The 21,054-nt window shown below is 38.6% G+C and carries 15 protein-coding genes; 11 read left to right on the forward strand and 4 right to left on the reverse strand.

Annotation, left to right across the window (positions count from 1 at the left end):
* The first annotated feature begins 16 nt into the window (after nucleotides 1-16).
* The 4 genes from H4J75_RS09605 (at nucleotide 17) to H4J75_RS09620 (ending at nucleotide 5,228) form a co-directional block, all read left to right on the forward strand.
* Complete coding sequence (locus H4J75_RS09605; RefSeq protein WP_182221997.1) at nucleotides 17-1,315, forward strand: ammonium transporter; 1,299 nt, start codon at nucleotides 17-19, stop codon at nucleotides 1,313-1,315.
* Between the two features lie 215 nt (nucleotides 1,316-1,530).
* Nucleotides 1,531-2,511: a phenylalanine--tRNA ligase subunit alpha gene (gene pheS, locus H4J75_RS09610; RefSeq protein WP_070373741.1), complete on the forward strand. Its 981-nt coding sequence runs from the start codon at nucleotides 1,531-1,533 to the stop codon at nucleotides 2,509-2,511.
* An 11-nt stretch (nucleotides 2,512-2,522) separates the two neighbouring features.
* On the forward strand, nucleotides 2,523-4,934 hold the full coding sequence (pheT, locus tag H4J75_RS09615; RefSeq protein ID WP_182221998.1) for a phenylalanine--tRNA ligase subunit beta: 2,412 nt from the start codon (nucleotides 2,523-2,525) through the stop codon (nucleotides 4,932-4,934).
* A 3-nt stretch (nucleotides 4,935-4,937) separates the two neighbouring features.
* Nucleotides 4,938-5,228, forward strand: a complete 291-nt coding sequence (locus tag H4J75_RS09620; protein WP_070373739.1) for an integration host factor subunit alpha — start codon at nucleotides 4,938-4,940, stop codon at nucleotides 5,226-5,228.
* A 226-nt stretch (nucleotides 5,229-5,454) separates the two neighbouring features.
* Here H4J75_RS09620 and H4J75_RS09625 read toward each other — a convergent pair whose 3' ends face one another.
* Nucleotides 5,455-6,015 (reverse strand): DUF2937 family protein, encoded by a 561-nt coding sequence (locus H4J75_RS09625; RefSeq protein WP_182221999.1) that lies wholly within the window; start codon nucleotides 6,013-6,015, stop codon nucleotides 5,455-5,457.
* Nucleotides 6,016-6,147: 132 nt separating this feature from the next.
* Here H4J75_RS09625 and H4J75_RS09630 point away from each other — a divergent pair, with 132 nt between their 5' ends.
* The 5 genes from H4J75_RS09630 to H4J75_RS09650 all read left to right on the forward strand — a co-directional run bounded on the left by H4J75_RS09630 (nucleotide 6,148) and on the right by H4J75_RS09650 (nucleotide 14,825).
* On the forward strand, nucleotides 6,148-6,828 hold the full coding sequence (locus H4J75_RS09630) for a hypothetical protein (protein WP_182222000.1): 681 nt from the start codon (nucleotides 6,148-6,150) through the stop codon (nucleotides 6,826-6,828).
* A 174-nt stretch (nucleotides 6,829-7,002) separates the two neighbouring features.
* A complete protein-coding gene (locus H4J75_RS09635; protein WP_182222001.1) occupies nucleotides 7,003-11,445 on the forward strand; it encodes a thrombospondin type 3 repeat-containing protein in 4,443 nt (1,480 codons plus the stop codon).
* 104 nt (nucleotides 11,446-11,549) lie between these two features.
* Nucleotides 11,550-12,122: a tRNA-(ms[2]io[6]A)-hydroxylase gene (locus H4J75_RS09640; protein ID WP_070376952.1), complete on the forward strand. Its 573-nt coding sequence runs from the start codon at nucleotides 11,550-11,552 to the stop codon at nucleotides 12,120-12,122.
* Nucleotides 12,123-12,155: 33 nt separating this feature from the next.
* Nucleotides 12,156-13,430 carry a hypothetical protein gene (locus H4J75_RS09645; RefSeq protein ID WP_182222002.1) on the forward strand — a complete coding sequence of 425 codons (1,275 nt, stop codon included), beginning with the start codon at nucleotides 12,156-12,158 and terminating at the stop codon, nucleotides 13,428-13,430.
* A gap of 183 nt (nucleotides 13,431-13,613) precedes the next feature.
* Entirely contained in the window at nucleotides 13,614-14,825 is a 1,212-nt protein-coding gene (locus H4J75_RS09650; protein WP_182222003.1) for an EAL and HDOD domain-containing protein, read from the forward strand.
* A 72-nt stretch (nucleotides 14,826-14,897) separates the two neighbouring features.
* On the opposite strand, the gene H4J75_RS09655 is transcribed toward H4J75_RS09650, so the two are convergent.
* The 3 genes from H4J75_RS09655 to H4J75_RS09665 form a co-directional block, all read right to left on the reverse strand.
* The gene (locus H4J75_RS09655) at nucleotides 14,898-15,902 is read right to left on the reverse strand and encodes an ATP-dependent 6-phosphofructokinase (RefSeq protein WP_182222004.1); all 1,005 of its coding nucleotides are present in this window, start codon (nucleotides 15,900-15,902) and stop codon (nucleotides 14,898-14,900) included.
* A 189-nt stretch (nucleotides 15,903-16,091) separates the two neighbouring features.
* Nucleotides 16,092-17,543, reverse strand: a complete 1,452-nt coding sequence (gene pyk / locus H4J75_RS09660; RefSeq protein ID WP_070373732.1) for a pyruvate kinase — start codon at nucleotides 17,541-17,543, stop codon at nucleotides 16,092-16,094.
* Nucleotides 17,544-17,616: 73 nt separating this feature from the next.
* The gene (locus H4J75_RS09665) at nucleotides 17,617-18,465 is read right to left on the reverse strand and encodes a MurR/RpiR family transcriptional regulator (protein ID WP_070373731.1); all 849 of its coding nucleotides are present in this window, start codon (nucleotides 18,463-18,465) and stop codon (nucleotides 17,617-17,619) included.
* A gap of 372 nt (nucleotides 18,466-18,837) precedes the next feature.
* Here H4J75_RS09665 and zwf point away from each other — a divergent pair, with 372 nt between their 5' ends.
* Nucleotides 18,838-20,307, forward strand: a complete 1,470-nt coding sequence (gene zwf / locus H4J75_RS09670; protein ID WP_182217616.1) for a glucose-6-phosphate dehydrogenase — start codon at nucleotides 18,838-18,840, stop codon at nucleotides 20,305-20,307.
* A gap of 38 nt (nucleotides 20,308-20,345) precedes the next feature.
* Nucleotides 20,346-21,041, forward strand: coding sequence for a 6-phosphogluconolactonase (gene pgl / locus H4J75_RS09675; RefSeq protein WP_182222005.1), 696 nt, complete (start codon nucleotides 20,346-20,348; stop codon nucleotides 21,039-21,041).
* The last annotated feature ends 13 nt before the right edge of the window (nucleotides 21,042-21,054 follow it).

Raw genomic sequence — 21,054 nt, forward strand, 5'->3', positions numbered from 1 at the left:
ACACTCAAGCATAACGATGAATAAAGTATTAACACTTTTTGTTTTACTTTTGTCCGCGGTCGCATTGCCAAGTTTTGCCAGCAATGACGAATTGAACGGCGCAAATACGGCGTGGATCCTCACATCAACGGCTCTAGTCCTAATGATGACCTTACCCGGACTCGCTTTATTTTACGGTGGATTAGTTCGACGTAAAAATATTCTTTCTATTCTTATGCAGTGTTTTTCAATTGCTGCTCTTTCTTCGATACTTTGGTTTGTGGTCGGTTATAGCTTAGCCTTTGGTGAAGGTAATGCGTGGATAGGTGATTTTAGCAAAGTACTTATGATGGGAATAACCAAAGAAACCCTTGTTGGTGATATTCCGGAAAGCTTGTTTGCTTTATTTCAAATGACGTTTGCGGTTATTACTCCTGCACTTATTATTGGCGCTTATGCAGAAAGAATGAAGTTTTCTGCAGTCTTAATTTTTAGTGGCTTATGGTTGCTAGCGGTTTATGCTCCGGTAACTCATTGGGTTTGGGGCGGCGGTTGGTTAGGCCAAATGGGCATTTATGATTTTGCCGGTGGTATTGTGGTGCATATTACCTGTGGTGTTGCTGCCTTGGTTGCTGCTGTTGTTTTAGGTCCTCGATATGGTTTCCCTCGAACGCCTATGTTGCCACATAACTTAACCATGACTATTACGGGGGCAGGTTTGCTTTGGGTAGGTTGGTTTGGTTTCAATGGTGGTAGTGCCTTAGCCGCCAATGGTGACGCAGCAATGGCTATGTTAGTCACGCATTTATCCGCTTCAGCAGGTGCACTGACTTGGGCTGCTATTGAATGGAAAAAATTTGGTAAAGCGAGTGTCTTAGGCGCGGTAACGGGCATGGTTGCCGGTTTAGGGACAATAACACCTGCATCAGGTTTTGTTGGCCCAGGTGGCGCACTAGTTATAGGGATTTCTGCGGGTTTTATTTGTTTTTATTCAACGGTCTATATTAAACAAAAGTTAAAAATTGACGATTCTTTAGATGTTTTTCCCGTGCATGGTGTCGGGGGTATTTTAGGCACTTTATTAGCGGGTGTGTTTTCTTCTACAGAGCTAGGCGCTTTTAGTGGTTATGGTTATGCAGAGGGTATCACCACGATGTTAGGGCAGGTCAGTGTTCAATTAGTGGGAATTGGCGCTGTTATTGTCTATACGGCGGTTGTCTCTTACGTGTTGTTTAAGCTTGTTTCCTTGATGACTAAAGGCTTAAGGGTTGATAAAGAACAAGAAATAACGGGCCTTGATTTAATTGAACATGATGAATCAGGGTATAATTTGTAGTTAAATTTTGTGATTTAGACGTCAAAAAACAGCAAGGCCTTTATTGAAATAGAGGCCTTTTTCTTATCTGAGCTGTTTTTTCAGTAAAAGCACTCTTTTCACTACATAATCAATTGATTTTTGTGTAAAATCATACACCATTTATATTAATACCATCAGTCTAGCCAAAACCTTCAAATTTACTGAACGGTTTTAGAGCCGTTTTAGAGGAACTCATGAATTTAGACGATATAATATTGCAGGCAGAACAAGCTATTTCTGCAGCAAAAGATCCAGTAGAGCTTGATCAAGTTCGCGTTAATTTTTTAGGTAAGAAAGGTTTGTTCACTGAGCAAATGAAGGGCTTAAGTAAATTACCTAAAGAAGAAAAACCTAAAGCAGGGCAAGTGATCAATATTGCTAAGCAGCAAGTACAAAAATTATTAACCGAACGTGGTGAGTTATTGCGTGCAGAGGTTATTGCTAAACAGTTAGCTGCTGAGTCTATTGATGTAACATTGCCAGGGCGTAGTAATGACCTAGGTGGTTTACACCCAGTAACACGTACTATTGAGCGTATAGAAAGCTTTTTTGGTGATTTAGGTTTTTCTGTTAAAGAAGGTCCTGAGGTTGAAGACGATTTTCATAATTTCGATGCACTGAATATTCCAGAGCACCATCCTGCACGTCAAGACCATGACACTTTTTACTTCAATCCTAAGTTAGTTTTACGTACACAGACTTCTGGTGTACAAATTCGTACTATGGAAAAAGAGCAACCGCCTTTACGTATTATATCTCCGGGCAAAGTTTATCGTAATGATTACGATCAAACGCATACGCCAATGTTCCACCAAGTTGAAGGCTTAATGGTTGATAAAGATGTTAGCTTTACGCATCTTAAAGGTATTTTACACGATTTCTTACATCACTTTTTTGAAGAAGAAGTTGAAATTCGTTTCCGTCCTTCTTATTTCCCTTTTACTGAACCTTCAGCAGAAGTGGATATTATGGGCAAAAATGGCAAATGGTTAGAAGTTTTAGGTTGCGGTATGGTTCATCCTAACGTTTTAAAATCAGTAGGTATTGACCCTGAAGTATACACAGGTTTTGCTTTTGGCATGGGCGTTGAACGCTTAACCATGTTGCGCTACGGTGTAAACGATTTACGTTCATTCTTCGAAAATGATCTTCGCTTCTTAAAACAGTTCAAGTAGGAAAGCCAACAATGAAATTTAGTGAATCTTGGTTACGTGAGTGGGTTAATCCTGCTATTTCATCGAGTGAGTTAGCTCATCAAATAACTATGGCCGGCTTAGAAGTTGACGCTGTAGAACCTGTTGCGGGTGAATTTACCGGTGTATTAATTGGTGAAGTTGTTGAATGTGGGCCTCACCCTGACGCAGACAAATTACAAGTAACAAAAATAAATCTGGGTAGCGAGTTTAATGATGGCGAGTTAGTTGACATCGTTTGTGGCGCTAAAAACTGTCGTTTAGGCCTCAAGGTTGCTGTTGCAACGGTTGGCGCAGTTTTACCGGGCGACTTTAAAATTAAAAAAGCTAAATTGCGTGGCGTGCCTTCTCATGGCATGTTGTGTAGTGAGTCAGAAATTGGTTTGTCTGAAAGTGCTGACGGTATTATGGAGCTTGCACCTGATGCACCAATCGGTATGTGTGTTCGTGAATACTTAGACTTAAATGACGTTACCATCGATGTTGATTTAACGGCTAATCGCGGTGATTGTTTAGGCCTTAAAGGTTTAGCACGCGAAGTGGGGGTGTTAAATAGTGCTAACATTACTGAACCTGAAATTGTTGCTGTTGTTGCAACGATTGATGATGTGCGTGACATTACTTTATCTGCACCACAAGCTTGTCCGCGTTATTTAGGACGAGTGATTAAAAATATAGATGTAACCGCGAAAACACCGTTATGGATGGTAGAAAAATTACGCCGTTGTGGCACTCGCTCAATTGACCCTGTTGTCGATGTAACTAATTACGTGTTGCTTGAGCAAGGGCACCCGATGCACGCTTTTGATTTATCAAAAATCGATGGTGGTATTAATGTTCGTTTTGCTACGTCAGGTGAAAAACTTGTTTTGCTTGACGGTAATGAAGTGACGCTTTCGAGCGAAACATTAGTGATTGCTGATGAAAGTAAAGCCTTAGCGATGGCTGGCATTTTTGGCGGAAAAGAATCGGGTGTTAAATCCGATGAAGAAGAAAAATCAACTGATATTTTCTTAGAAAGTGCTTTCTTTGCTCCCTTGGCTATTTTAGGTAAAGCCCGCCAATATGGTTTACATACTGATTCATCACATCGTTACGAACGTGGTATTGACCCTGAATTGCAGCGTAGTGCTATGGAACGTGCAACGACCTTATTATTAGCTATTGTCGGTGGCCAAGCAGGACCTATCGTTGAAGCATTAAGTGATGAACATTTACCAAAAGAAAAAACAGTAACCTTACGCCGCGAAAAACTTGATGGACGCATTGGTCATCATATTGAAGATGCTAAAGTGACTGAGATTTTAACGCGTTTAGGTTTCGAAATTACCTTTGTAAATGATGTTTGGACCGTAGTGGTACCAGCATATCGTTTTGATATTAAAGTTGAAGTCGACTTAATTGAAGAAGTTGCGCGTATTTTTGGTTACAACAATATTCCAAATGTGTCGCCTAAAGCAACGTTGGCGATGCGCGAACAAAAAGAAAAGTTCATTCCGTTGAAACGTTTACGCAACGTTATGGTTAATCGTGGATATCAAGAAGCAATAACTTATAGTTTTGTTGACCCAAAAGTTCAAGCGCTTATTCACCCTGAACAAGCGGTGATGACTTTGCCGCATCCAATTTCTTCTGAAATGTCGGTGATGCGTTTAAGTATGTGGACAGGCTTATTGCAATCGGTTATTTACAACCAGAACCGCCAGCAATCTCGCATCCGTTTATTTGAAACAGGTTTACGTTTTGTTCCAGATGAAGCCGCAGAAAACGGTGTTCGACAAGAACAAATGTTTGCAGGTGTTGTGACCGGCCAGCGTAATGAAGAACATTGGGATATGGAAAAGTCTGCAAGTGATTTTTTTGATATTAAATCAGACGTAGAAGCCTTACTGGCTCTTACGGGCGATACTTCGTTATATCAGTTTTCAAAAGATGAAATAGTCGCACTTCATCCTGGCCAAACCGCCGCAATCCATAAGAATGGTGTGCTGGTGGGACATGTTGGTACCTTACATCCTGAATTAGAAAGAAAATTAGGACTAAACGGTCGTACATTTATTTTTGAGCTATTATTGTCTGAAATTTCAACACAACAAATCCCTGAAGCTGGTGATATATCTCGCTTTCCTGCCAATAGACGTGACATAGCAGTGATCGTTGAAGAGCAAATTAATGCAAATAATGTCTTACAACTTATTGAAAAGGTTGGCGGAAATTATTTAGTTGATCTAAACTTGTTTGACGTATACCGAGGAAATGGTATTGAAGAAGGGTTTAAGAGCTTAGCGATAGCGATGACTTTACAGGATTGTGATAAAACCCTCGAAGAAAAAGACATTAATGAAGTCGTTGAACGTGTCGTAGACACATTAGAAACTGAGCTAAATGCATCACTGAGGAATTAGGTAATGGCGCTTACTAAAGCAGAAGTAGCAGAACATTTATTCGAGAAAGTTGGGCTGAGCAAACGCGACGCAAAAGATATGGTTGAGGTGTTTTTTGAAGAAATACGCGAAACGTTAGAAAGTGGCGAACAAGTTAAGCTTTCAGGTTTTGGTAACTTCGATCTTCGTGTTAAAAGCGAACGCCCAGGTCGTAACCCTAAAACGGGTGAAGATATTCCAATTTCTGCTCGTAAAGTTGTTACTTTCCGTCCTGGACAAAAATTAAAGAGTCGCGTTGAAAACGGTAACGGCTAATTAATAACGTATAACGTTAGAGCATGCTTTTCTATGTATTCAATAATAGATGAGATGATGTTTATAGAAGGTTGCTACGGCAACCTTTTTTTATGCTTGCGAGAGAGCAGGGATAGATAAGATAGAGCCAAGTATGGGTGGCAAGGATAGCCTTGATTTATATCGTTTAGTTAGGGTATCAATCTGTCTCTATGCGTGATCTAGAGTAGCGCTTAACTATCTTGCTTTAGTGTGAACTTTTTTGATGATTTAGTGACATCTTTTTACCTAGTAACTTAAGCAAAGAAACAATTATTTCCTTCGCTATTAAACCAACAATAGCGATGACCGCTCCAGTACTTAGTGCATTTATCTCAAGTGGGATAGTCAGTGAAAAATCAGTTAAGGTATCTTTAATAATGACTTTATCGCCATAAACAATAAAGTTATAAATCCGTTCAATATAAACGTCGCTAGTTATCACGCTAAGTTGTGACTGCAAATACTCAACCCGTATGACCAATTGGTTAATAATTTCGGCAGTATTGACTATTGACGGCTCAGAATTAGCTTGATACTTCGTTATCATCGCTGATAAATTACCTTGGTAGTGCAGATCTGCAATGTTTTGAAATTCTACTAGGTGCAGTTTTGCTTCAGATAAGTGTCCGGACAGGCGATGTTTATATTGAATGATAAATGCCGGTAATTGCACACCTACTATAAATGTTACAGTGAAGAAACAGCGGTCAATAATATTATTAATCACTCTAAACATAGCTAATTTATCGCTTAAATATATATTCACAAAAAATAACATTAGCATATATTTGTTTATATTTTAAAATTTTTATGGTTTAAAAATTGCATATTTATAAAATAGATTATGCATTTGATCTGAATGCAATAAAGAGTCAAATTTTTGATGGTGGTATCAATAGTGAAAATTAATATAGATAACAACGAACAAGAAAATTTAATATTGCAACACTCTCATTTAGGAAGAAATATAATGGTTAAAAATTTAAGTAAGCTGCGGAAAACTTTTGCCGTTGGCGGTATCTTTATTGCTTCAAGTCTTTTTTCATACAGTGTTAATGCTTTAGAAGTAGCAGGTAACATTCACAAAGGGCAAGACGCTAACAGCCAAGGTTATAGTTTTTCTTTAGCAGACAGCTTTACTAAAGGTGGAAATTTCTATTGGACTGCTTCTTATAATAACTTAGAAAAAGTAAAATATGATTTACCTTTCACCATAACCGACGAACGTTTTTTTAAAATTAATACCATTGATGGGCTTGTTAGTTATCGTCATAAGATACAAAGTTATAATGCTTTTTTCAAAAAATTAACGATTGAATATCAACTGGGCGCTTCACTAGCGCTCACTGAAAATAAACTTACCTATACCGACCCAAACAGTTCAGATACAGTGGAAATATACCCTTCGCAAGAAAATGATATAAACATGGTACTAGGCGTTGTTGCCCATTATAAGTTTAATAAAAATACTGCATTAAACCTAGGTGTTAAACATCAACCTAATTTTTCTGAATTTGGTGCTATAACATCTGTTTATGTTGGTCTAAGTTATCGTTTTGGACGAGGCTTAGATTATTAAGTTTGATAGAAAAAGTTGTCTAGCCTAGCATTTAAGGTCTTTGTTGATGATATTTGCTAAAGTTTAAAGAAGAAATTAATAATGATCGCCATTAAATAGGTGGTCTTGTTAATTTCAAGACGTAATAACTTACACCTGTAAGTTTAAAATATATTGCTATTGGTGGGGATGTTTATGCCATTAAGAATTCATTCAGTCGTTTTTCCTCTCGTATTAACACTTATGAGCAGTTTTCCTGTTTATGCGGTTGTACCACAATGCCCTCCGCCAACTCCTTTACTCGATGCTGATGGTGATGGTTACGACGATACTATGGTTATTGGCGGCGCTTATGATTTATTTCCAACTGACCCAACCGAGTGGTATGACACAGACTTAGACGGTATTGGTAATAATGCTGATCCTGATGATGACGGTGATGGTGTACCCGACGGTTTTGATTTTAACCGTGATGGTGACCCTGTACTGAACGCATACGATCCTTTTATCGAAAATTCTTTTGAATGGCTTGATACCGACGGTGATTGCTCTGGCAATACGGTTGATCTTGATGATGATGGTGATGGCGTTGTTGATGTTGTTGATATATATCCCCTTAATCCACTTGAATGGGACGATACCGACAGTGATACGATAGGCAACAATACCGATACTGATGATGATGGTGACGGTATCATTGACCGCTATGATGCTTTTCCGCTTGATGCCTCTGAACAACTTGATACCGATTCTGACGGTATAGGTAATAACACTGATACCGATGACGATGGCGATACTATTCTAGACGTTGATGATGCTTTTCCACTTGATAGCTCAGAGCAAAGAGATCTTGATAGTGACGGTATAGGTGATAATGCTGATAACGATAGTGATGGAGACAGTTACGCAAATGGTATTGATGTATGGCCCAATGATGCCTCAAGATGGTTTGATACCGATGGTGATGGTATCGATAATAATATTGATACCGATGATGACACACATGATGGTACGGGTGTTGGTGATGGTTTCCTTGATATAAATGATGATTTTCCGCTAAATGCGAGTGAATGGTTAGACACCGACAGTGACGGTGTTGGCGATAATGGTGATACAGATATTGATGGCGATGGCCATTTAAATGTAAACGATGCTTTTCCGCTTGATAACACTGAATTTATTGATACTGATGGTGACGGTACAGGCAATAATGCAGATACAGACGACGATGGTGATGGTGTCTTAGACAGCAGTGACCCTTTTCCGCTTAATGTTAATGAGTCAGTAGATACTGATTTTGATGGTATAGGTAATAACTCTGATGCCGACGATGATAATGATGGCGTTTTAGATGACATTAACGGCAATGGTATTATCGATGGTTTAGATGATGTCTTTCCATTAGACCCTAGTGAATATATTGATACTGACGGTGATGGAACAGGTAATGTTGCTGATACCGATGATGATGGCGACAATGTAGCTGATGGCGTCGATAGATTTCCATTAGATGCAAGTGAGTGGCTTGATACTGATGGAGACGGCGTTGGTAATAATACTGATACAGATGATGATAACGATGGAATATTAGATGTAAATGAAACACCGGCAAACTCACTGTTACCCTTAGCAACCACAGATACCGATGGTGATGGCGTTGCTGATAATACCGATCTTGATGATGACACGCACGATTTTACCGGTGTCGGTGATGGTATTCCTGATACGATAGATCTTTTTCCTTTCGATGCAACTGAATGGAATGATTTAGATGGCGATTTTATCGGCGATAATAGCGATCCAGATATTGATGGCGATGGTATTGCCAATGCGGTTGATCCCGGACCAACCGATCCGTTAGCAAGAACAGATACGGATGGCGATGGCCTAGCTAATGAAACTAATGATAATGATGACGACAATGATGGTGTTGTAGATAACATTGATTTATTTCCGTTAAATACGGCTGAAAGCATAGATACTGACGGCGATGGTATTGGTAACAACGCTGATCCAGATGATGATGGTGACGGTTTTGCTGATAATGCTGATGCCTTTCCATTAGATGTGAGCGAATATTTAGATACCGACGGTGATGGCACAGGTAATAATGTTGATATCAACGATGATGGTGATAGTGAACCAGATGCTAACGACCCTTTTCCTTTAGATCCTAACGAGTGGCAAGATACCGACGGAGATCTTGTTGGTAACAATAGCGACAGTGACGATGACAACGATGGTTTAGTTGATAGCCTAGATGCTTTTCCATTAGATGTTAATGAAAGGCTTGATACCGATAATGACGGCATAGGGAATAATGCAGATACAGATGACGATAATGACAGTTATCTTGATAGTAATGATTTATATCCATTAGATGCAACTGAATGGCAAGACTCGGATGGAGATGGGCTAGGCGATAACGCTGATGCCGATGATGACAACGATAGTATTCTTGATACTGATGATGCTTTTCCGTTTGATCCAGGAGAAATATTTGACACTGATGGCGATGGTATTGGTGATGTACTTGATACTGACGACGATAATGATGGTGTGCTAGATAACGTTGATTTATTTCCCTTTGACCCGAATGAATCACGTGACAGTGATAATGACGGCATTGGAAATAATAGCGATAGTGACGATGATAATGACGGTGTGCTTGATATCGACGATGCTTTCCCACTCGATCCGATAGAAAGTGTTGATACCGATGGTGATGGTATTGGCAATGTTAACGATATCGATGATGATAACGACGGTGTCTTTGATTATCTCGACCAGTTACCGCTAAACCCGACAGAGTCACTAGATTTTGATGTTGATGGTTTAGGTAATAATGCCGATCCTGATGACGATAATGACGGCATGAGTGATGTCTTTGAGCTTCAATATGGTTTTAACCCATTTAACGATGCTGATGCACTAATTGATACAGATTCAGACGGCACGGCAAATGTTGATGAAGAGCGTAACAACACCAATCCATTAATTGACGATTATGCGCCAGTGATAACGGTCCCACAAGCAGTTCACCTTGATGCTGATCATACCTTTACTGCGCTAACACAAACACAATTGGTACAGTTAACCGACGTTTATGTTGAAGATGGTCGTGATGGCGCTAACTGTTGTGCATTAACACCGGTGGGTTTTGAGCGCGGACAAAAATATATTACCTCAGGGTTGTACAATATTATATGGCGAGCGGTTGATGAGGCTGGTAATGTTTCAACCACCCCACAAGTGCTTAATGTTTATCCGTTAGTGAACTTTAGTGCGACGCAAACAATAGGTGAGGGCGCTACGGCTCGGGTTGAAGTTGTCTTGTCAGGCAAAGCGCCGGCTTATCCCATTGAATTACCTTTTGCTATTTCTGGTAATGTAGATGCCCTTGATTATAAGATAACAGACAATAAAATTGTTATTACTGAGGGCACGTCAGGCTTTATTGATATCTTGATTAATAAAGACTTTCAAGCAGAAAGTGATGAACAGCTTGTGCTGAGTTTTGGCAATGAAATAAATGCCGGTGTCAATAATAGCCACACCATAGTTATTACTGAAAATAATATAGTACCGACAACACAATTGCGTATGACTCAGCAAAATATAGCGGTTTCTAGTATCAGTAAAGACCAAGGTGAAGTGACCATAGAGCTACAGATAAATGATGATAATCCAAATGATTCACACATTATTAATTGGTTACTGCCTGAGTATATCAATGCCGAAATAAGTGCCAGTCAATTAAAGGTTTATTTGCAACCTGACAACTTTGTTTTACCTGAAGAAATAAGAGGATTAATTACGGTAGAAGTCAGTGTTACTGATAATGGCAGTGGCGAATTGTCACAAACTCATCGCCTTAGTATTCCGGTTAATAGCATTTTAGCTCGACTCGACGGTAGTGATACGGACAGTGATGGTATCGCAGATAATATTGAAGGTTATGCTGATGACGATAACGATGGTGTTCCGGCATTCTTAGATAATAATGATATTGCTTATTTGCAGCCATTACATGTTAATGCCGGTAAAACTAAGTTAATGGAAACTGAGCCAGGCTTAAAGTTACGCTTAGGTAAATATGCGTTACAGCAGTTTTCAGATGGCGTGCAAATGACACAACAAGAGATGGATGCAACCGGTTTAGTCGCAACGGACACTTATGATCATCGTAGTGATTACTTTGACTTTGAAATTCATCAGGTGACTCCTTTTGGTGCCTCTGCAGCTGTGGTTATTCCGTTAAATGATGGTATTCCACAAAATGCGCTTTACCGGAAATTTAATCGTGACAGTGGTTGGCAAAACTTTGTTGAAAACAGCAAAAATACCTTAGCGTCTAGTCCAGCAGATAACGATGTATGTCCACCGCCACAGAGTGCTTTATACCAGACAGGTTTAACTGAAGGGCATCAATGTGTACGCTTATTGATTGAAGATGGCGGTGCAAACGATGCGGATGGTTTGGTTAACGGTATTATAGACGACCCAGGTGGTGTTGCCGTTGTGCCTAATGCTGAAGTTGCCAAGAAAACCGATCCTGAGCAATCAAGTAGTGGCAGTATTTACTGGTTATTATTACTGGTATTAGTGAGCTTACGATTGAAAAAGTTAAGTAAGTAAGTCATAACGCGACTTTGACAAACAAGTGAACATTTATGTTTGTTCGCCCGCTATTTTCCTATAAAATAGCGGGCAAATTTCCTCTTTCAATAATAAGTAGTTTTATGTTTGAACTTAAATACCATACGCCAAAAGAATGGGCGCAAGTTGCTCTTGCTGATTTCAATGCTTTTTTACTTGATCATGCAACCGCAGAAAAAAAAGCGTCAGGTATGGCGATGTCAATGATCTCTCATTATCCCGATAGAAAAAATATGGTTAAAGCTATGGCTGACTTAGCGATAGAAGAGCTCATTCATTTTAAACAAGTGTTAAAATTAATCAATGCGCGTGGCATTCAGCTCGGCGCAGACACCAAAGACCCTTATATTACCCAAATTCGTAAAGCCTTTCGTAATGGCGCAGAAGTGTTTTTTATGGACCGATTAATCGTTGCTGGTGTGATTGAGGCGCGAGGATACGAACGTTTTTCGCTTATTGCCCAAGCATTGCCTGAAGGCAAAGACAAAGTCTTATATGACGCGATTGCAAAGTCTGAAGAAAAGCATAAAAATTTATTTATCGAACTCGCTTATGAATATTTTGATAAAGACGAAGTTAATATACGTTTAGAAGAAGTACTGACATTAGAAGCTGAGATTTGTGCAAAACTTCCCTTTAGAGCGGCTCTGCATTAATTATTTAACGATAAATGGTTAACGGGTAAGCTGATGTCAAAAGTGTTTAACCAATATTTTAGTCGCTATGCTGAAAGTGAAGTTGCGGTACTAACTCAATATGAATCAGGGTTACCTGATGAGTTTACTGTTGACCATGTTGTGGTTATTCCTGCTTATCAAGAAACAAGCGCTTTTATTGAGCGTTTTTTAGCTTCATCACTTTCAAAATCTCCGGTACTTATGGTGCTGGTCATTAACGAACCTATTACCGAATCGATCGCCGAGTCTGTTACTCAATCGTTACGCGAAGATAATTCAGTGGCTAATTATAACGAGATAAATCAACAAAAAGCACTTTATCAATATGCACTTTCTTGTGGTGATAACTGCTGGCAAAACAATAACCTGACCTTGATTAAGGTAACACAAAGTCAAACATGGCTGTTAGTGGTTGACCGTTTTACTCATGCTATTGATAAAGACCAAGGCGTAGGGCTGGCACGTAAAATAGGTACTGACCTCAGCGCTTATTTAATTTCAGTAAACCGCATCAGACAAGCTTGGATCTGTTCTAGTGATGCCGATGCTTACTTACCCGATGATTATTTTAACGCTTTACATACACGTGATAAAAATACCGTAGTTTGCTGTTTTAACTTTAAGCATAGCAGTGAAGATAAAAGCATTCATCAGGCTAATTTTCTTTATGAAAGCGCTTTACGCTATTATGTTGCGGGCTTACATTATGCCGATTCACCTTATGCCTTTTTTACTATTGGGAGTATTTTAGCGTTTAAAGCGGAAGTATATGTTCAGGCTCGTGGTTTTCCAAAGCGCAGTGCTGGAGAAGATTTTTATTTAATAAATAAATTAGCTAAGTTAGGTGCTGTTGAATTTATTGAAGAGGTAACAGTAAAGCTTGATGCCAGAACGTCTCAACGTGTGCCGTTTGGTACTGGACCTGCAGTGCAAAAAATTCTTGATTTACAAGCAAGTCACCTAGATTATTGTTATTACCATCCTCAAGTATTTACATTGCTCAAAGCTGTATTGTCTGCTTTTGCAAATTTATGGCACTATCGTGGTGATTTAATCGCATGGTTAGAACCGTTATCTGAGCCAATAGTTACCGCATTAAATCAAATAGGTTTTGAAGCTTTTGTTGAAAAACAAATAAATAATAGTGAAAAGCAGTTTAATAAACAGCTAGTCGTTTGGTTTGATGCTTTTAAGACCCTGAAATTTATTCATAATATTCGTGAAAATCACTATCAAGATATCCCTTTAGCGCAGGCTTTATTAACCGCGCCATTTAGGCTTAAATAAAGAGCTGAAATTAATCAACCGTATATAGGTTACCCATTTCATTCGTTTATTTGAGTAGCGTATAAATGCTTCTAATAATATTGACAATAAAATAACGGCTTAGCGGCTTAATTACTTTACAATTCAAAGAAAAATAGGGTATGTTTAAGTTAATAATAATTAATAAAATTTTAGCTCTGATATATGTATAACACTTATATAGCAAGACAAGCGATACTTGATAGAAACCATGTCACGATTGGTTATGAGCTGCTCTTTAGAGATAGCGCAGATAACAAATTTCCTGACATTGATTCAGATGTTGCTAGCTCAAAATTAATTATTCAAAATCACCTACAAGGTGACATTCGCTCTATCAGTATGGGAAAACTTGCTTTTATTAATTTTACTGAAAAATGTCTGATTAATAAATATCCGCTGATGTTTGATAAAAAATCTATTGTTATCGAACTTGTTGGCCATAAAGTACCAACGGAACGCTTGTTTAAAATTGTTAAGTTTTATTTTGATAAAGGTTATAAAGTTGCGTTAACTGAATATGATCTTGATGCAAAGTGGGATGTTTTATTTCCATATATATCAATTATTAAAGTTGATACCGATAAAGTTAATCCGAAACGTCTGCATAAAGTTATCGAGCGTTTAAAAGATCACAACATTAAACTTGCCGCAGAAAAAGTTGAAACTAACTTTCAATTACAAGCTTTAGCAGAAGTAGGATTTGATTACTATCAAGGGTACTTTTATCACGAACCTGAGATAGTCGAGGGGCAAACACTTGCGCCAATCAAAACACAAATGCTGCATTTGATCAGTGAAACATTTCATTCACCATTAGATTTTGACAACATTGCCACGATTATCAGTCATGATGTTAACTTAACTGTTGGCTTGTTAAAAATGGTTAATAACGTAGCAACATCAACTCGTATTGAAATTACTTCATTAAAACAAGCCGCGGCCTATTTAGGTGAAGATAAACTTAAACAGTTTGTGACTATCCTTGCTTTATCTAAATTGACCACCGACAAGACCGATGAAATCTCTAAGCAGGCGCTCATTACTGCAAAATTAATGACGGCATTAGCCAAAGAAGGTGCCTTTAAAGAGATCAGTGATTTTGCTTTTATTACCGGCTTATTAAGTGCTATTGAAATTATTTTGCGTATGCCGATTAACGAAATCGTTAAAACAATGCCACTCGCCATTCCAATTGAAAACGCGCTAGTTGACCACTCAGGTTTACTCGGCGAATTACTTGATTTTACGGTTAAGTACATCAGGGGTAATGGTGAGAATATAAAGCAATTGATTGAAATGTATTCACTTGACGAAACCTATATTCAGCAAGAGTTTGTTGCCGCTTGTCAATGGTGTAAAGAACTCGGTATTTAAGTTATCTCAGCTCAGCGACTTGATAGATACCTTAAAAGCTTATGCCTGTTGCTTAAGCTTTTTTTTAGGCAGTTACTGCGCCGTTAAGGCGAGAATATTTTCTTGGGCTGAAACTAAGCTTTCACTGACTTTTTCTTTATGTTGAACGGCTACGTCCAGAGGGACTGTGAGTAATTGATTATTACGTTCGCCAATCATAACGTTACTCTTTCCTGCTATTAGCGCTTGTACTGCAGCAACCCCCATTTTTGTTGCTAAAATTCGGTCTTTAGCTACCGGTGAACCACCTCGTTGAATATAGCCAAGTATACATGCAGTACAGTCAATGTTTGCGGTCTGTTTTAATTGCTTAGCGAGCTGTACAGCGCCACCGGGCCATAAGTTCTCAGTAATAACTATAATATAACTGGCATGCCTATTGTGCTGTGCTTGTTTGATTTCTTTAGCTAAATGACTGAGTTTTTCTTGCTCGTCGGCTTGAGAAAAATTCTCAAAAGATAATATTTGCTCAGCTGCACTGGCGATACCGACATTAAAAGTGATGTGTCCACTTCGCCTGCCCATGACTTCAACAATAAAAATGCGCTCAAAAGCTTCTGCCGTGTCACGTATTTTATCTATCGCTTCAATACCGGTATTGACTGCAGTAGAAAAACCTATGGTGAAATCTGTACCATCAATATCATTATCTATGGTCCCTGGAATACCTATAATAGCTCCTGACCAATATTTACTTAACGCCAGTAAGCCGTTAAAAGAGCCATCGCCGCCAATAACTATTAAGGCGTCTATTTGTTCTTTTCTAAGGGTTGCTGCGGCTGATTTTAAACCTTGCTCAGTGAGCATGGCAGGGCAGCGAGCACTTTTTAAAATAGTTCCTCCTCGGTGGATAATGCCATTAACACTTGCAGGTGTTAGCAATGTCGAACTCGCTTCAATTAAACCGTTATAACCAGAAAAAAAACCAATCGTGGGCAATGCATAGTGATGCGCAGCAAGTACGACCGCACGTATCGCCGCATTCATGCCGGGAGCATCGCCACCACTGGTTAATACCGCAATATTTTTTATCGTCATAATAGTTTTTAACCTTATCTAGTAAAATCCATTCTAAGGAAGTTTTTTGCATCCGTCATTATTTACCTTGATTATCTTTTGCACATAAAAAAAGGTAGCTATTGAGCTACCTTTTTGGATCTAAACTTTTTTGCCTGCTAGCTTGAGGTAACTGCTTGAAGCTTTACCTTAATGGGTCATAGCAATTGATTAGCTGAGATGTTTTTTTGTTACTGTTAACACTTTCATCGTATTCGTTGCGCCAACCGTTTCCATCATATCACCGTGGGTGAATATCACTATGTCGTCAACTTTTAAGTCTGCTTTAGTTAAGACTTTATTGAGTACTGCATTAGATAATTCTTCATCAGGAAAATGTGTAGAGTCAAATTCAACAGGATAAACACCACGATAAATAGCAGTTTTATTTAATGTTTTCTGATGACGAGATAAAGAATAAATAGGCAAACCTGAAGTAATACGCGACATGATTTTGCTGGTATGTCCAGATTCAGTCAATGATATAATAGCTTTAACACCCACTAGGTGATTAGCTGCATACATTGCTGACATTGCGATTGTTTCTGAAATCTCAGAAAAAGTGAGTTCATTACGGTGGTTTGAAATGTTTACTGAACGATGCTCTTCAGCGCCAATACATACTGATGCCATCGCTTTGACTGTTTCTACCGGGTATTTACCTGCGGCAGTTTCAGCACTGAGCATGACTGCATCAGTACCATCAAGCACAGCATTTGCAACATCCATAACTTCAGCACGGGTCGGCATAGGGTTTTCAATCATGGTCTCCATCATCTGTGTTGCGGTAATAACAACACGGTTTAACTGACGACTACGAGCGATTATATGTTTTTGCTTACCGACTAATGCAGCATCGCCAATTTCAACACCTAAATCACCACGAGCAACCATGACAACGTCAGAGGCTAGAATAATTTCATCAAGCACTTTATCATCATTTACTGCTTCTGCACGTTCAATTTTAGATACTAAGCGTGCATCACAACCAGCTTCTTGCGCTAATAAACGTGCTTCACGCATATCTGCTGCATCACGAGGAAAAGATACCGCTAAGAAGTCGACATTAATTTTTGCGGCTAATTTAATATCTTCTTTATCTTTAGCTGTTAATGCTGGTGCTGTTAAGCCACCGCCTTGACGATTAATACCTTTATTGTTTGATAAAGGTCCACCCACCGTTACTTCGGTGAAAACTGATTGCCCTTGTGTACTTAAAACTTTTAATTGCACACGACCATCGTCAAGTAAAAGAATATCGCCAGGGACGACATCTTGTGGTAATTTTTTGTAATCGATACCCACTTTCTCTTGGCAGCCTTCACCTTTTGGCAATTCTGCGTCAAGTTCAAATTTATCACCAATGGCTAATTTAATTGGACCATTTTTAAAAGTTGATACGCGTATTTTAGGGCCTTGTAAATCACCTAAGATACCAACATATATACCCAATTCTTTAGCTATTTCGCGAACATTGTTGGCACGGTCAATATGATCTTGTGGAATACCATGAGAGAAGTTTAAACGAACCACATTTACACCAGCGGCTAATACTTCTTTTAATACGGCTCTGTCGTCAGTGGCTGGCCCTAAGGTCGCTACAATTTTAGTTCTTCTAGGCATCTTAATCCTTATTATAATATTGTTTGATTTTGACGATAAACAAATCAGTGTTAGTCGCCATCGATAATGCTGTTTAGTCTTTGCGCTCGAAACGAGAGCTACGTAAACTGTCTTTAACTTTCTTTAAGTTTTCTCTAAATTTTGTACCACGTCTCAGGGTAAAGCCTGTTGCTAATACATCAATCAATGCAAGTTGAGCGATACGTGATGACATAGGCATATATAAATCGGTGTCTTCAGCAACATCAACAGATAAAACGATATTACATTCTTTTGCCAGAGGACTACCCGCCGTTGTTATTCCGATAACAATGGCATCATTTTCTTTTGCTAAACTGGCGACTTCAACCAATGACTTGGTTCGCCCGGTATGAGAAATTACAACAACAACATCACCTTGGCGACTATTTATAGCACTCATACGTTGCATTAATATGTCATCGAAATAAACTACTGGCACATTAAAGCGAAAGAATTTATTTAAAGCATCATGAGCAACAACTGCGGAAGCGCCCAAGCCAAAAAATGATATTTTGTTCGCTTGTGTTAACACATCAACAGATCGGTTGATCACATTTGCATCTAAACTTTTACGGGCTAATTCAAGATTAGCCATGGTTGATTCAAAAATTTTATCTGTATATTCATCAGCCGTATCGTTTTCATCAACATGCCTATTAACATAAGGGGTACCGTTGGCTAAACTTTGGGCTAAATGAAGTTTAAAATCGGGATAACCTTTAGTATCTAAACGACGACAAAACCTATTAACAGTAGGCTCACTGATATTTGCTTGTTTAGCTAAGGCAGCGATACTGGCATGAATAACGGTACCCGGAGAAGACAATATTACCTCTGCCACCTTACGTTCAGATTTACTGAAAGTATCTAATTCGTCGGCGATCTTTTCTAATATATTCATGTCGGTCAATCCTACTTTTTACAATAATCGTAATTAATTTTCTGTCTAAATGACGAGAATAATGAAAATTTATTTCATAATTACAGCTAATATAAAACATATTGGCAATTTTTAGCAAACCTTTAATTAATGTTTCATACGAATAACCACTAACCAACAATGAACTTTGAGTAAAATTGCCGCGTAAAGCTTTTATTTATTCATAATACCTAAAATGTAATTTAATTACAAAAAGTTCTTTACTGATGCCAATATACCCGTTAAATTATGGATAAATGTAGTTTAGTTACAATATGTGCTAGGTTTATTGATGAGGTAATTTTAGTTATTATCAGTGTTCAATAAAGAAAGCCAAAAAAAGAGATATTGTTTATGAAAAGTTCTGATCTTCAGTCTGCCAGTGAAATTGTTATTTTTGGTGCACTTGGTGACTTGTCTCGTCGCAAATTATTACCCGCTTTATATCAATTAGACCAAGCTGGCTTATTAAATGTAGAAAGTCGAATTTTAGGTGTCGCCAGACAAGACCATTCGGTAGAAGAATTTACGGCTTTTGTTATTGAGAATCTTACTGAGTTTGTCAAAGAAGGCTTAAACGAAGAAGTACTTGCTCGTTTTATTAGCCGTATGGTTTATCAACAGTTAGATTTTAAAGACACTGTCTCTTATAGTAACTTAGCTGCAACGTTAAAAGGTGGCCATGATACACGTGTTTATTATTTTTCAACGCCTCCTGCTATTTATGGTGATATTACCGACGGTTTAAAGTCAGCTAAACTTATTACTGACGCTGACCGTGTTGTGATGGAAAAACCGATTGGCAACTGCCTTGCATCATCAAAAGTTATTAACGATCAAGTTTCTCGTTATTTCAATGAAAACCAAATTTATCGTATCGATCACTATCTAGGAAAAGAAACCGTACTGAATCTATTAGTACTGCGTTTTGCCAATTCACTTTTTACCAATAACTGGGACCGTAATAGTATTGACCATGTACAGATAACGGTTGCTGAAAGTGTAGGAATTGAAGGGAGATGGGGTTTTTATGACGACGCAGGGCAAATGCGCGACATGATACAAAACCATTTATTACAAATTTTATCACTCTTAGCGATGGAGCCTCCTGCTGATTTAAGTGCAGAAAGTATTCGTGTTGAAAAGTTAAAGGCAGTTAAAGCTCTCGCGCCCATTAATCGCTTGAATGTGAAAGAAAAAACAGTTCGCGGTCAGTACGCCGATGGTTACTTAAATGGTTTACCAGTGCCGGGTTACTTAAATGAAGAAGATGCCAATCAAAAAAGTGATACTGAAACTTTTGTTGCTATAAAAGCGGAAATTGATAATTGGCGTTGGGCTGGCGTGCCTTTTTATCTTCGTACGGGTAAAAGAATGCCTGCTAAGCACAGTGAGATAGTGGTGCAATTTAAACCTCAAGCGCATAATATCTTTAAAGATAGCCATGCTGATCTACCGGCAAATAAATTAACGATTCGTTTACAGCCTGACGAAGGCGTTGAATTACAGATGATGAATAAAATTCCAGGTATTGCTTCACAAATGCATATCCAAGAAAATAAGCTTGATTTGAGTTTTTCAGAAACTTATGAAAATCAGCGTGTTGTCGATGCATACGAACGATTGATGCTAGAAGTTATCAACGGTAATCAATCGTTATTTGTTAGTCGTGATGAAGTCGAAGCTGCTTGGACTTGGGCTGATAGTATTATCGAAGCCTGGAAAACAAGTAATGAAGCACCTAAAGCTTATCCTGCTGGAACTTGGGGACCCGTTGCCTCTCTTTCTATGATCGCTCGTGATGATCGCCAGTGGGTTGAATAAATAAATTTTAGAGATAACGTGAATTTCAGGAAATAACTATGTACCAATTAAACGATTTCGCTCAGCGAACAGATTTAGATAATGCCTTAGCCAATAATGTCGCTGAACTTTTATCAAACGCTTTGAGTCAGAAAGGTAAAGCAAGCTTGGCTGTTTCTGGCGGGTCTACACCCAAAGGTTTTTTTACGGCTTTATCGACTAAAGATATTGATTGGCAAAACGTAACCGTCACGTTAGCGGACGAACGTTGGGTTGAGTTTGAGTCTGAGGCAAGTAATACCCGTTTGGTACATGAAAACCTGTTAAAAAATAAAGCAGCCGCTGCACAATTTTTTCACCTTAAAAAAGAGGGTGAATGTGATCAATCAACCCTAGTGCAATTAAATACTGATGCTAAAAGCCAGTTATTGCCCTTAGATGTGCTTATTCTTGGCATGGGTGAAGACGGTCATACGGCTTCTTTATTCCCTTGTAGCGAGCAAATATCATCAGCACTTGCGCTTGATAATTCAGATGCCCTAATGAAGGTTGTCCCCAAAACAGCTCCTAACGACCGTATAACTTTTACTTATGCTCATTTAGCGCAGAGTAAAAATATTATTTTGCATGTTTGTGGTGCCGGGAAAAAGGTCGTTTTAGAAAAAGCACTTTCAAGTAACAATCAAACAGAAATGCCAATAAGGGCATTTTTACAAAACCCAGATATCAATACACAAGTGTATTGGGCGGAGTAACATATGACTATTA

The sequence above is a fragment of the Colwellia sp. BRX10-1 genome (genome assembly GCF_014077545.1).
Taxonomy (GTDB): Bacteria; Pseudomonadota; Gammaproteobacteria; order Enterobacterales; family Alteromonadaceae; genus Colwellia_A.

What these genes read in the sequence shown, in the direction of transcription:
- H4J75_RS09605 (WP_182221997.1), top strand. Translation starts at nt 17, where the DNA reads ATGAATAAAGTATTAACACTTTTTGTTTTACTTTTGTCCGCGGTCGCA.
- pheS (WP_070373741.1), top strand. Translation starts at nt 1,531, where the DNA reads ATGAATTTAGACGATATAATATTGCAGGCAGAACAAGCTATTTCTGCA.
- pheT (WP_182221998.1), top strand. Translation starts at nt 2,523, where the DNA reads ATGAAATTTAGTGAATCTTGGTTACGTGAGTGGGTTAATCCTGCTATT.
- H4J75_RS09620 (WP_070373739.1), top strand. Translation starts at nt 4,938, where the DNA reads ATGGCGCTTACTAAAGCAGAAGTAGCAGAACATTTATTCGAGAAAGTT.
- H4J75_RS09635 (WP_182222001.1), top strand. Translation starts at nt 7,003, where the DNA reads ATGCCATTAAGAATTCATTCAGTCGTTTTTCCTCTCGTATTAACACTT.
- H4J75_RS09640 (WP_070376952.1), top strand. Translation starts at nt 11,550, where the DNA reads ATGTTTGAACTTAAATACCATACGCCAAAAGAATGGGCGCAAGTTGCT.
- H4J75_RS09645 (WP_182222002.1), top strand. Translation starts at nt 12,156, where the DNA reads ATGTCAAAAGTGTTTAACCAATATTTTAGTCGCTATGCTGAAAGTGAA.
- H4J75_RS09650 (WP_182222003.1), top strand. Translation starts at nt 13,614, where the DNA reads ATGTATAACACTTATATAGCAAGACAAGCGATACTTGATAGAAACCAT.
- H4J75_RS09655 (WP_182222004.1), bottom strand. Translation starts at nt 15,902, where the DNA reads ATGACGATAAAAAATATTGCGGTATTAACCAGTGGTGGCGATGCTCCC.
- pyk (WP_070373732.1), bottom strand. Translation starts at nt 17,543, where the DNA reads ATGCCTAGAAGAACTAAAATTGTAGCGACCTTAGGGCCAGCCACTGAC.
- H4J75_RS09665 (WP_070373731.1), bottom strand. Translation starts at nt 18,465, where the DNA reads ATGAATATATTAGAAAAGATCGCCGACGAATTAGATACTTTCAGTAAA.
- zwf (WP_182217616.1), top strand. Translation starts at nt 18,838, where the DNA reads ATGAAAAGTTCTGATCTTCAGTCTGCCAGTGAAATTGTTATTTTTGGT.
- pgl (WP_182222005.1), top strand. Translation starts at nt 20,346, where the DNA reads ATGTACCAATTAAACGATTTCGCTCAGCGAACAGATTTAGATAATGCC.